Consider the following 12776-nt stretch of genomic DNA (forward strand, 5'->3'; position numbering starts at 1 on the left):
TTTTGGACAAGATATTTGTCGATGAAGCAGTAAATGAGCTGCGCACGATCGGTGATCTTATTCGCTGGAGTGTCAGTCGTTTTAATGATGCCCAGATATTCTGTGGTCATGGAACCGACAACAGTTGGGACGAAGCGGTGGCTTTGGTATTGCAAAGCGTGCATCTGCCCATCGACTCAGATCCCAGTGTGCAACACGCAGGCCTGACCCGCAGCGAGAAACAGCGCATCGTTGAACGTGTGGTTAAACGTATTGTTGATCGTGTGCCAGTACCTTACCTGACTAACCGTGCTTGGTTTGCTGGATTAGAGTTCTATGTTGATGAGCGCGTTTTGGTGCCACGCTCTCCTATGGCTGAACTGATAGAGCAAGGATTTCAGCCTTGGTTAAAAGCGATGCCGATGCGGGTATTGGATATGTGTACCGGCAGTGGCTGTATTGCCATCGCTGTGGCGCACGCGTTCGAAGATGCGGAAGTGGATGCAGCTGATATTTCGACTGACGCACTGCAGGTCGCTGAAATCAATATTCAGAACTACGGCTTGGAAGATCGCGTTTTTCCGCTGCAATCAGATCTGTTTAACGATCTGCAGGGACAAAAATATGATCTTATTGTCAGTAACCCACCGTATGTTGATGCAGAAGATCTAGCTGAGATGCCAGATGAGTTTCAACACGAACCAGAACTGGGTTTGGCTTCAGGCAATGACGGTCTCGAGCTTACTCGGCAGATGTTGGCCGAAGCCGCCGATCACCTCAATGAAGATGGCATATTGATTGTTGAAGTGGGCAACAGTCAGATCCATTTAATGGATCAATTTCCGGAAATACCTTTTACCTGGTTAAGTTTTGAGCGTGGTGGTGACGGCGTGTTTATGCTGGAGTATGACCAGCTCAAACAATATCAGGCTCAATTTAAAGCGGCGTTGCCAGGCGAGTAGCCCGACGCGGTTGATATACGAGCGTTAAAAAACGTTTAAAACAGATAATAAAAGTATCAAGTTTAAAGAGTTAGGGGACAAGAAAACCATGTCAGGGAACACATTTGGCAAGTTGTTCACAGTGACCACATTTGGTGAAAGCCATGGGGTGGCGTTGGGATGTATCGTTGACGGTTGCCCGCCGGGTATCGAGTTGAGTGCAGAAGATCTGCAGATCGACCTTGATCGCCGCAAGCCGGGTACCAGCCGTTATACCACGCAGCGTCGTGAATCAGATGAAGTACAGATCCTCAGTGGTGTATTTGAAGGAAAAACCACGGGAACCTCTATCGGCATGGTGATCTTTAATAAAGATCAGCGTTCGCAAGATTACGGCAAGATCAAAGAGCTGTTCCGCCCAGGGCATGCTGATTACACCTACCAACAAAAATATGGTTTCCGTGATTACCGTGGCGGAGGCCGTTCTTCGGCGCGTGAAACGGCGATGCGGGTTGCGGCCGGTGCGGTGGCAAAGAAGTACCTGAAACAAAAGCATGGCATTGAAGTGCGTGCTTACCTATCACAGATGGGTGATGTGAAAGTGGATCTAAAAGACTGGGACGCGGTAGAGCAGAACCCGTTTTTCTGCGCCGATCCAGACAAAATCGATGCACTGGATGCTTTGATGCGTGACTTGAAAAAGCAAGGTGACTCTATTGGCGCCAAAGTTTCTGTCGTTGCCGATAATGTACCTGTTGGTTGGGGTGAGCCGGTATTTGACCGCCTAGATGCCGATATCGCCCATGCCCTGATGAGCATCAATGCGGTGAAAGGCGTTGAGATTGGTGATGGTTTTGAATGTGTTAATCAAAAGGGCAGTGAGCATCGGGATGTAATGACGCCGGAAGGGTTTCTGTCAAACCATGCCGGTGGCGTGCTCGGCGGGATCTCTACGGGTCAGTCAGTGGTTGCTCACATTGCCATGAAACCCACTTCCAGCATCACCGTCCCTGGCGAAACCGTCGATATAAATGGTGACAGTGCCGAGGTGATAACTAAAGGTCGTCATGATCCGTGCGTTGGCATCCGTGCGGTGCCGATTGCTGAAGCGATGATGGCCATTACTTTAATGGATCATTGTTTGCGTCACCGTGGTCAAAACGCCGATGTGCAAAGTACAACACCGGTGATCCCCGCACAGCCAAAATAACGGCTGTTATAAAAATGGAACGACGTCAGTACCTCAGTCTTGGCGCAGGCTATTTTAGCTTCTTCGCCATTCTGGGGCTGATGGTTCCCTACCTCAGCGTGTTCCTTGATGGTCGTGGTTACAGCTCCCTGCAGATTGGTGAGCTGCTCGCTATCGTGATGGCCACGCGGATCATTTCCCCTAATCTTTGGGCCGCTGTCGCTGACCATACCGGTAAACGGGTACAGGTGATGCGTGGTGGTGCCTTGGTGGCTTTCCTCTGTTTCTTTGCCGCTTACCCCGATATCAATTGGTGGTTTATGGCGTTGGCTATGGCGAGCTTCTCCTTTTTCTGGACTGCGATACTGCCGCAGCTTGAAGTACTGACGCTGCGTTCCCTGGGGAAGGAGCGTCATCGCTACAGCCGACTGCGAGCCTGGGGCAGCGTCGGTTTTATTGTGGTGGTGATCTGTGCTGGCTATGTGGTGGAACAGTTGGGTAGTGAAGCCGTGGTTTATATTGGCTCTGTGCTGCTGATCTTGTTGTTACTCAGCACCCTGCTGGTACGAGAGCTGCCAGGGCAAAATGATAAACAGGGGAGTACTCACTTCGCTGCTAACTGGCTTAGTCGGCCGATGTTGATGTTTATGGCTGCCACCATTTTACTGCAGATAAGTCACGGCCCCTATTACGGCTTTTTTGTGCTCTACATGGAAGGTTTGGGTTATAGTGCGGCGTTTGCCGGTTGGCTGATCTCACTTGGCGTTGTGGCAGAAATTGCGCTGTTTATGGTCAGTGGTCAATTGCTTAAACGTTGGGGGGTGAAATGGTTGCTAAGCATCGCGATGGCACTTACCGCGTTGCGTTGGCTGTTGCTGGGGCTGCTACCAGAAAGTTTAGCCGTGCTGTTGTTTTCGCAGACCCTGCATGCCGCTAGCTTTGGCTTAACCCATGCCGCGTCCATCCAGTTTATCCATGGATACTTTTCGGAGCGCCAGCAGGGGCGGGGGCAGGCGATGTATAACAGTGTCGGCTTTGGTATCGGTGGTGCCCTAGGCGCCTGGATCGCCGGAGTGACCTGGCAGCAAGGGGCTGGAGCCATGACCAGCTACCTAATCGCTGCGCTGGCTGCGACAGCAGCCTGTATGTTAGTACTTGCTATCCCACGGCAGAAGATGGCGTAATCGGTTTGCTATCTTTGCCTTGGTCATCTTTCCTGCAAGTCGCTATCTTCGGCGAGGCCACTGAAGCGCATTGTTGCGTTTGAGTACTATCCGTAAGACTGCGCTACAGGAATTGCTCAAATCCCCTAGTTTCTTGATGTTATCTGTTGCGGCGGTTGGTTGAGTTGCGGGTTAAGTTCAACTTTTGGAATCTTTAACGGTTGAAATGTTTTTTGCCATCCCCATCTAAGGTCTCAACAGCCTTTGTGTTAACCAATGTAGAGAAGAAAAGTCGGATATGGCACATCAAGAAACCCACGGTTTTCAAACCGAAGTTAAACAGCTCCTGCAGCTGATGATCCATTCACTCTATTCAAACAAAGAGATCTTCCTGCGGGAACTGGTCTCTAACGCTTCCGATGCAGCAGATAAGCTGCGTTTCAAGGCGCTGTCGCAGTCTGACCTTTATGAAGGTGACGGTGACTTGCGTGTGCGTATCAGCGTGGACAAAGACGCCCGTACCATCAGCATTATCGACAACGGTATAGGTATGACCCGTGATCAGGTGGTTGAACATCTGGGTACGATCGCGAAATCGGGCACCGCTGATTTCTTTAAGCAGCTATCTGGTGATCAGGCAGCTGATTCACAGTTGATCGGTCAGTTTGGTGTTGGTTTCTATTCCGCCTTTATTGTGGCTGACAAGGTTACGGTAAAAACCCGAGCTGCAGGTGAATCTGCAGATCGTGGTGTGGTGTGGGAATCCGAAGGTGAGGGTAGCTTCACGGTAGAAGATATCGAGCGCGCAGAGCGTGGTACCGAGATCATTCTTCATCTGCGTGAAGAGGAAAACGAGTTTCTTGATGATTGGAAACTGCGTTCTATCGTCAGCAAATATTCGGACCACGTCAGCGTGCCTGTGCAGTTCTGGAAAGAGGAAGTGCCAGAAAGTGAAGGCCCAGATGGCGAAAAAATTGAAGCTAAGCCGGGTGAGTGGGAGCAGGTCAACAGCGCGACAGCACTGTGGACCCGCAGTAAGAGCGAGATCTCCGAAGAGGAGTATAAAGAGTTCTATAAAACTGTTTCCCATGACTATCAGGAGCCATTGCTTTGGTCCCATAACCGCGTTGAAGGTAAGCACGACTACACCAGCTTACTTTACGTGCCAAGCAAGGCGCCCTGGGATCTTGGGCATCGTGAAAGCAAGCATGGCCTGAAGCTTTATGTTCAGCGCGTGTTCATCATGGATGACGCTGAACAGTTTATGCCTACCTACCTGCGATTTGTGAAGGGTGTGCTGGACTCTAACGATCTGCCGTTGAACGTTTCCCGTGAGATCCTGCAGGACAACGCGGTCAGTGATGCGATGCGTAAAGCCTGTACTAAGAAAGTACTGGATATGCTGGGTCGCATGGCGAAGAAAGACGAAGAAAAATATCAAGGCTTCTGGGCTGAGTTCGGCAATACGCTGAAAGAGGGCCCTGCTGAAGATCATGCTAACAAAGAGAAGATCGCGGGCCTGCTCCGTTTTGCTTCGACTCACAATGACAGCAGTGTCGATAACGTTTCTCTTGATGCTTACATTGAGCGGATGAAGGAAGGTCAGGACAAGATCTATTACATCGTCGCTGATAGCTATGCAGCCGCTAAGAATAGCCCGCACCTGGAAGTGTTCCAGAAAAAAGGCGTTGAAGTGCTGCTGATGCATGAGCGCATCGATGAGTGGTTGATGAATCACCTTAGCGACTACAGCGAGAAGCAGTTCCAATCTGTGACTCGTGGTGCGCTGGATTTAGGCGAGCTGGAAGACGCAGAAGAGAAGAAAGCACAGGAAGAGGAAGCCAAGCAGTTTGATGGCCTAGTTGAACGTGTGAAAGCGGCTCTGGGTGATAAAGTGAAAGATGTGCGTATCACTCACCGCCTGACTAACTCTCCAGCGTGTATCGTGGCAGACGAGCATGACATGTCTAGCCAGATGATAAAGCTGATGGAAGCGGCAGGTCAGCCTGTGCCTGAAGTGAAGGCTATCTTTGAGGTGAATCCGCAGCACGACATCGTCAAGCATGTTGATGGTTTACAAGATGAAGAAGCATTTGCTGAGTGGTCTCAGCTGTTACTTGAGCAAGCAACCCTTGCGGAGCGTGGCAGTTTAGAAGATCCGGCATCTTTCGTGGCGCGCGTGAACAGCATGTTGCTAAAAGCAGCACAATAGTGCTGACTGACACGCTGTAAATAGATAGGACGGGGAGCTTGCTCCCCGTTTTTACGTTTGATTTGATCTGAATGAAAGCCTTTAACTTGTTTTAACACTGACCGCTGTTAAAATTGTGGCTTAGTAATCGTTCGATTATTCTAATTTTTATCTGCTGAGACATGAGTCTCACGCAAGAGGACAAAAACCAAATGCGTATTATTCTGCTTGGCGCACCCGGTGCTGGTAAAGGCACCCAGGCGCAGTTCATCATGAACAAGTATGGTATCCCTCAGATCTCTACCGGAGATATGCTGCGTGCCGCCGTTAAAGCCGGCACTCCGCTTGGATTGGAAGCGAAAAAAGTGATGGATGCTGGTCAACTGGTATCAGATGAACTGATTATTGGCCTGGTAAAAGAGCGCGTTGCGCAGGATGATTGTGAAAAAGGCTTTCTACTTGATGGCTTCCCACGCACCATCCCACAGGCAGATGCGATGGCGGAAAACGGCATCGATGTTGATTTCGTCGTCGAATTCGATGTGCCAGACGATGTGATTGTTGACCGCATGGGTGGCCGTCGTGTTCACCCTGGTTCTGGCCGTGTTTATCACACTGTCTATAATCCACCGAAAGTGGAAGGCAAAGATGATGTGACCGGTGATGACTTGGTTATTCGCCCTGATGATGAAGAATCGACTGTGCGTAAGCGCTTAGGTATCTACCATGATCAAACGGCGCCGCTGATCGCCTACTACACCAAAGTGGCTGCGGCCGGTAATACCCAGTACCTCACTTTTGATGGTACACAAGCGGTTGAAACAGTTAGCGCTGAACTGGCTGAAAAACTGGGTTAAACCAAACCCTGCGTCTTCAGCAAGAAAGCCCACTTCAGTGGGCTTTTTTCGTTTTATGCCGAGAACCCTCCTAAATTGGCTCTTTATCTATATTGCTAGCTGTTAACTGTTAGCTCTTTGCTCCTTCTTAGCTCCTTCTCCCCTTGGGGGAGAAGGCGGGGATGAGGGAAGCTTTGTTTTTTGACAGCGGAAAAAAGCCTGATACTTTTATAGGCCAGACGGTGACTGACGGTTGTCCAAGGAGGGATGATGACAATAAGGTGTTTTGTTGCGCGCAGTGCGTGCTGGTTGGTATTACTTGTTGGCCGCTTTTGTTCTGCTGATGAGAGCCTGCCATCAAACGATCACTGTGCTGACAACAAGATATCAGCCGCTGCCGTCGCTGAACTCGCTGATAGCATCCTTTATCATCGCCAACGTTACGAGTCTGGACTCGCCCCAGAAATTAGTGACAGCGCTTATGATCAGCTCGTAAGGCGCTTAGCGGCATTGGCTCAATGCTCGCCATCATTTGCTGCTCACTATCAAAGAACAACAGATTCCCCAGCTAGTAGATCCCAGCATAAAGTGCCTCATCTCCGGCCTATGCTCAGTTTGAATAAAGCCTATTCGTTTGCTGATGCTAAGAGTTTTTTTACTGGCGAGTTAGCGAGTAGAGCGTTGGTGCAGCCGAAGCTAGATGGCATTGCGGTGGAGTTGCAATACAGCGAGGGGACACTTGTTTCGGCCGCTACCCGCGGTGATGGCGCTTATGGCAGTGATATCACCGGTTTGCTTAATCGTGTCTCGCCGTTGCCGAAAAGGCTACCAAGTCCATCCTCGTTGGCGGTTTACGGTGAATTGGTGGCTACCAGACCTTGTTTCGAGCAGTTGGGATCTGATTACGTTTCTACACGCCATATGGTGGCCGGTATGGCGGCGGCAAAAGAGCATGCTGCAGCGCATGTGAAATGCCTAAGATTCTACCCCTACGGCCTGTATGAGTTACAACGTCGGCAGCAAAGGGATGATATTGCGGCGTTATCCCTGCTGACTAAATGGGGCTTTAGTGATTTGCTGGCGCATACGGAGATCGTTGACAGTGAACAGCAGCTTATCTTGCTGTATGGCAACTACTTCGCCGTTTCCAAAAGTCGAGGTTCAGCTCTCGTCGCAGCTAACGCCTACGACATGGGGCTCGATTTGGATGGTATTGTCATCAAGGCGATAACGCCACAGGGCCGAGAGCAACGCGGTCAAACAGCGCAAGCGCCTGAGTGGGCGATGGCTTGGAAGTTTCAGCAACCAGTGGCAGTGACGAAAGTGATGGCGATTGAATGGAAACAGGGGCGAACCGGCAAAGTCACGCCAGTGCTGCAGATCGAGCCCGTTGCGTTATCCGGGCGCAAGATCAGTAAAGTCAGTGGTCGATCCAGCAAATGGTTGCAGTCAAAACAGATCGGTGTGGGAACACAGCTGGAGTTGGAACTCAAGGGCGATGCCGTGCCGCAAGTGGTTGGGGTTGTATCTCGTCCTGGGCCTTTAGCGATGCAGCATGCGTTGACTCATATTCCGCAGCAAACGTCGACAGGGGGCGATCTCTGTCTTTCATATAATCCATCGTGCGAAACACGTTTTATGCTGCAGGTTAAGTATGCGTTGTCGGCATTTAATTACCGTGGCGTTGGTGAAAAAAAGATACAGCAATGGATAGCGAAAGCGTCACTTAGTACTTTGGCTGATATCTTTTCTTTGCCGCCGTTAGACGCTGAATTGAGACCGTTCATCCCGTTAAATACCAAAGATCTGCTGTCAATGCTCGGCGTCCCCGGTTTGAAAACGGCGGCGGCTCAGCGGTTGGCGCGAAAGTATCCGACGCCGACACAAATAACACAGCTATCCGAAGCTGAACTGCGCGCTGTTACAGGCATTGGTGAAGTATCCGCAGGGCGGTTATATCGGTTATTTAGGCGTGATGAAGTGCAGCAATTGATCGCACAGCGCTGAGTTCAGCGTTTGCTAACGTGGTGAATTGTGCACGCTGTTGGCGAGGGGCAGAAACAAGGTCCTAATTTTGTGGTTTAGCTATTGATCGTAAAAGCGATCTGCTGCGTAATGAGGCTAGCAATAATCATAAGAGAGTTTTGATGGAGCTTAAGCATTCTTCTGGCAACTACGGTGTGCTGCTGGTTAATTTGGGGACACCCGACGAGCCGACTACACCCGCTGTGCGACGTTATTTGAATCAGTTTCTATCTGATCCCCGAGTTGTCGATGTGCCTAAGTGGTTGTGGCAATGTATTTTGAAAGGCGTGATCTTACCATTTCGTTCGCCCCGCGCTGCCAAGGCATATTCGAGTATCTGGTGGGAAGAGGGCTCGCCATTACGGGTGATTAGCGAGCGCCAACAAAAAGCGTTACAGGACGCTCTGATGTTTGCTGTTGGTCACAAGCTCCCAGTTGAGCTCGCGATGACTTATGGTCAGCCGTCTATCCCTGATGCGCTAGAAAGACTGACCGCCGCCGGTGTGACAAAAATCGTCGTGTTGCCATTGTTTCCGCAATATTCATGTAGCACCACGGCCGCAGTATTTGACGGTATAGCCGCCGCCTTGAAGAAGCAACGCCTGCTGCCTGATTTACGCTCGGTTCATCACTATCATGATCATCCTGCCTTTGTGAAAGCGATGGCGGGTAAAGTGTCTGCCTACTGGCAGCAAAATGGTCGTGGGAAACATCTGTTGATGAGCTTTCATGGGATCCCCCAGCGTTACGCTGATCAGGGCGATCCCTATGCCCAACATTGTCATGAAACGGCGACATCGGTTGCCGAGGCATTGGGGTTATCCGCTACGGAGTGGACCATTAGCTTTCAGAGTCGGGTCGGCCGAGAGCAGTGGCTGACGCCTTATACCGACGACACCCTCAAGGCGATGCCAGCGCAAGGGATCAAGGACCTTGACGTCATCTGCCCAGCGTTTTCTGTTGACTGCCTCGAGACACTCGAAGAGATCAAAGAGGAGAACCGCGAGTATTTTGAACATGCTGGCGGCGAACAGTATCGCTATATTGAGTGTTTAAACGATAGTCCCTGTCATATTCAGATGATGGTTACTCTGATTAAAGAGCAGTTGGTAGGTTGGTAGACAGGGTGATTTATCGCTCTGCTTTGTCATAAGATTAAGCCTGCGGGTGCTATGGCTGGTTTAACATCGAAGCTCGCCCTTTTGCTCACATTGAGAACCGCGGAGGGTGTGCTGGCACTGCGACAAATTGCGCCAGCATTGATGGTTATCAGGCAAGTGAACTCTTCGCCGTAAAGCTTTACAATGCGCCCCATTAAGCAGGGGCTTTCCCCCTGAGATTGAATCGTCAAAGCTAATTTCGCCCTGCCAATGAGGTTTATCGGCACCATGATTGTTGAGAAAGACCGACACCAATATCAAGATCTGATCGCCTTGTTTAATGGTCAATTTAAACAAGCGCTCAATACTGTATTGGTGGCCGGGGATGGCGAGCCTTTGTATCAACCAGCTAACAGCGACAGTGAAAACCATCAGGTGATCTTCGCTCACGGCTTTTATGCCAGCGCATTGCATGAGATCGCACACTGGTGCGTGGCCGGTGAGGCTCGGCGCCAGCAGTTGGATTATGGCTATTGGTACTGCCCGGATGGCCGCGATGCAGCGCAACAAGCAGCGTTTGAGAAAGTAGAGATAAAACCGCAGGCGATTGAGTGGGGACTCGCCGCTGCGTGTGGCTTTGCGTTTAATGTCAGCAGTGACAACCTTAATGGCGTGATGCCGGATCGCCTGGCGTTCCAGCATCGGGTGCATGATCAGGTACTGCTGTATTTGCAACAGGGCTTTCCTGCCCGTGCGCAGAGATTGATTGATGCCTTCAGGGCTTTCTATCAGCGTCCGGCGCTGACGTTGGCTGACTTTGATTACCGGGGCATGTATGAGCGCTAAGTTTCGCTTAGGTTTGCTGATTAACCCCTATGCAGGTATTGGCGGCAGCGTGGCGCTGAAAGGCAGTGATGGCGCAGATATCCGTCACCAAGCGTTGGCCAAAGGGGCAAAGCCACAGGCGCAACTTCGCGCTGAGCAAGCGTTACAGCTGCTGCTCCCCTACAAAGATCAATTAGAGATATTCACCGCTGCGGGAGATATGGGCTTAGCGCTGTGTCAAAGCCTGGGCTTGAACGCCTCCGCTATCTATCATCCTCAGCAGACCCCAACCGAAGCCAGTGATACCCAAGCGGCACTGCAACGTATGCTGGACAATGAGATCGACCTGCTGCTATTTGCCGGTGGTGATGGCACTGCGAGGGATATCTGCGCTGTGGTTGAGGCGGAGCCGGACAAAGCGATTACTGTTCTGGGGATCCCCGCTGGTTGTAAGATCCACTCTGGCGTTTACTGCGTAACCCCGGCCGCCGCCGGACGTGTGGTAGAGGATCTGCTAACTGGTAAGGCCGTTAGCCTGATGGACGCCGATGTCATGGATATCGACGAGCAGGCATTTAGGGAAGGGCGGGTGAGAGCGCGTCGCTTTGGTGAAATGACGATCCCTGCTGAACTGCAATATGTACAAAGCGTTAAGATCGGTGGGCAGGAATCTGATGAACTGGTGTTGGATGATATTGCCGACCATGTGATCGAACAACTCGAGCCCGAAGATCTTTGTTTGATGGGCTCAGGTAGTACAGTCGCCGCCGTCATGGAGCGGATGGGCGTGGTGAATACCTTGTTAGGCGTAGATGTCGTGCAAGACCAAGCGTTGCTTGCCAATGACCAAACCGCTGAACAACTACTGGCGCAAGTGGCGAAGCATAATGATCCTGAGCGTGTGAAATTGGTTATCACCTTGATTGGTGGTCAGGGCCATCTGTTTGGGCGCGGGAATCAACAGCTTAGTCCCGCGTTACTTAAGCAGATAAAGCGACAAAATATTTTGCTGGTGGCGAGCAAAGCGAAACTGAGTGCCTTGAATGGCAGGCCGCTGATCGTCGATACCGGCGATGCTGATTTGAACCGCCAGTTGTGTGGCACCATAGCGGTGATCACCGGTTATCACGACAAAGTGTTGTATCGGATCGCAAGTCCTGCGTGAAGGTTATTGCCTTGGTAATATCAGATCAATGCTTTGCAGTGGGCTGGCAACGCCAGTGCCATGCAATCCCAGCACATGGGTGTAGATCTGTGTGGTGGTGATATCTTCATGTCCCAGTAATTCTTGTATCGTGCGTAGATCCGTCCCCTGTTGCAGAAGGTGTGTTGCAAAACTGTGGCGCAACGTATGGCAGGTCACATGTTTATCGATCTTTGCGCGCACGGCTGCAGAGCGAACTGCGCGTTGAAGTCCCTTCTCCAATAAATGATGCCGCTTTTCTCGCCCCGAACGTGGGTCTATGGCGCGATTAGGAGAAGGGAACAGATACTGCCAATAATAACTTTTTGCCACATGGGGATATTTTCTGCCGAGGGCGTCAGGCATAGAAGCTTCACCGAAGCCTTCTAGTTTATCCTGAGCATGGATTAGCCGTACTTTCTCCGCTTGCACACGCAACTGAGAGCGCAAATTGTCAGGCAGTAGCGTGACACGGTCTTTGCCTCCTTTCCCACGCCTAATCGTGATAGTCATCTGTTCAAAATTAAGTGCCTCGATACGCAAGCGAAGGCATTCACTTAACCTCAGCCCTGCGCCATACATCAGACAAGCCATAAGCTGATAATGACCCTTTAGCTGTGCGATCACCGCACGCACTTCGTTGTGGGTTAATACCACGGGAATTTTCACTTTCGGCTTAGCGCGTTGTGCCCGAATATTGTCCATGTCCCGTCCTAGTACTTTTTGATACAGGAATAACAGAGCGTTCAGGGCGATATTTTGTGTTGCCGGAGCAACTAGCCTATTGACGGCAAGGTGAGTCAGGAATCGTTCAACATCACTTTTTGTCAATTTATCTGGATGCACCTTATTGTTAAATAAGATAAATCGTCTTATCCAATGCCAGTAGGTCTTTTCAGTTTTTAGGGCGAAATGATAATGCATGATGGTTTCATGAAAGCGTTGCTGAAGTTTTTTCGGGGACTGTTCCATGTCTGCGCTGATTTGTGCTGTATAAATATACAATACTGTATGGGTGACCATGTGATATCTGTCAAATCGCGATCTGGCACTAATTTCGACGGACTTTGTGAAAAAGAGAGTAAAAATCGAGTAATCAGTGAGTTATGATTAAAAAATAATTAATAGAAAGTAGGTTAGACGAGATCTTTCCGGTTTGGGGTGATAGGTATACATGTACCCCTTATCCAGATAGATGGTCCGTGTATACCTACTTAGCGTTGTACTCGCCGAGGCAGGCCTCGGGGAAGTCTTTTTTTGCTAGATTGCTGGATAAATAAACAGTGGTTTGCTATAGCTTAGTCCATGAAAAGGACACTGCAAACGCTGCTGGATCAGCACTTC

General features: G+C 50.4%; 10 protein-coding genes. 9 read left to right on the forward strand and 1 reads right to left on the reverse strand.

The window, feature by feature from the left end:
* Positions 1-2 precede the first annotated feature (2 nt).
* The 9 genes from prmB to DU002_RS14150 all read left to right on the forward strand — a co-directional run bounded on the left by prmB (position 3) and on the right by DU002_RS14150 (position 11414).
* Positions 3-941: a 50S ribosomal protein L3 N(5)-glutamine methyltransferase gene (gene prmB / locus DU002_RS14110; RefSeq protein ID WP_114339034.1), complete on the forward strand. Its 939-nt coding sequence runs from the start codon at positions 3-5 to the stop codon at positions 939-941.
* A gap of 88 nt (positions 942-1029) precedes the next feature.
* Positions 1030-2130: a chorismate synthase gene (aroC, locus tag DU002_RS14115; protein ID WP_114339035.1), complete on the forward strand. Its 1101-nt coding sequence runs from the start codon at positions 1030-1032 to the stop codon at positions 2128-2130.
* 14 nt (positions 2131-2144) lie between these two features.
* A complete protein-coding gene (locus DU002_RS14120) occupies positions 2145-3293 on the forward strand; it encodes an MFS transporter (protein ID WP_114339036.1) in 1149 nt (382 codons plus the stop codon).
* Between the two features lie 277 nt (positions 3294-3570).
* On the forward strand, positions 3571-5484 hold the full coding sequence (htpG, locus tag DU002_RS14125) for a molecular chaperone HtpG (RefSeq protein WP_114339037.1): 1914 nt from the start codon (positions 3571-3573) through the stop codon (positions 5482-5484).
* A gap of 191 nt (positions 5485-5675) precedes the next feature.
* Complete coding sequence (adk, locus tag DU002_RS14130) at positions 5676-6320, forward strand: adenylate kinase (RefSeq protein ID WP_114339038.1); 645 nt, start codon at positions 5676-5678, stop codon at positions 6318-6320.
* Positions 6321-6566: 246 nt separating this feature from the next.
* Positions 6567-8306: a helix-hairpin-helix domain-containing protein gene (locus tag DU002_RS14135; RefSeq protein ID WP_114339039.1), complete on the forward strand. Its 1740-nt coding sequence runs from the start codon at positions 6567-6569 to the stop codon at positions 8304-8306.
* Positions 8307-8446: 140 nt separating this feature from the next.
* Positions 8447-9445: a ferrochelatase gene (gene hemH / locus DU002_RS14140; RefSeq protein ID WP_114339040.1), complete on the forward strand. Its 999-nt coding sequence runs from the start codon at positions 8447-8449 to the stop codon at positions 9443-9445.
* 267 nt (positions 9446-9712) lie between these two features.
* Positions 9713-10270: an elongation factor P hydroxylase gene (locus DU002_RS14145; RefSeq protein ID WP_199405250.1), complete on the forward strand. Its 558-nt coding sequence runs from the start codon at positions 9713-9715 to the stop codon at positions 10268-10270.
* A complete protein-coding gene (locus tag DU002_RS14150) occupies positions 10260-11414 on the forward strand; it encodes an ATP-NAD kinase family protein (RefSeq protein WP_114339042.1) in 1155 nt (384 codons plus the stop codon). The genes DU002_RS14145 and DU002_RS14150 overlap by 11 nt, the downstream gene beginning before the upstream one ends.
* 3 nt (positions 11415-11417) lie before the next feature.
* On the opposite strand, the gene DU002_RS14155 is transcribed toward DU002_RS14150, so the two are convergent.
* Positions 11418-12404, reverse strand: a complete 987-nt coding sequence (locus DU002_RS14155) for an integron integrase (protein WP_114339056.1) — start codon at positions 12402-12404, stop codon at positions 11418-11420.
* Between the last annotated feature and the right edge of the window lie 372 nt (positions 12405-12776).

Origin of the sequence: Corallincola holothuriorum (assembly GCF_003336225.1) — a bacterium.
Taxonomy (GTDB): Bacteria; Pseudomonadota; Gammaproteobacteria; order Enterobacterales; family Neiellaceae; genus Corallincola; species Corallincola holothuriorum.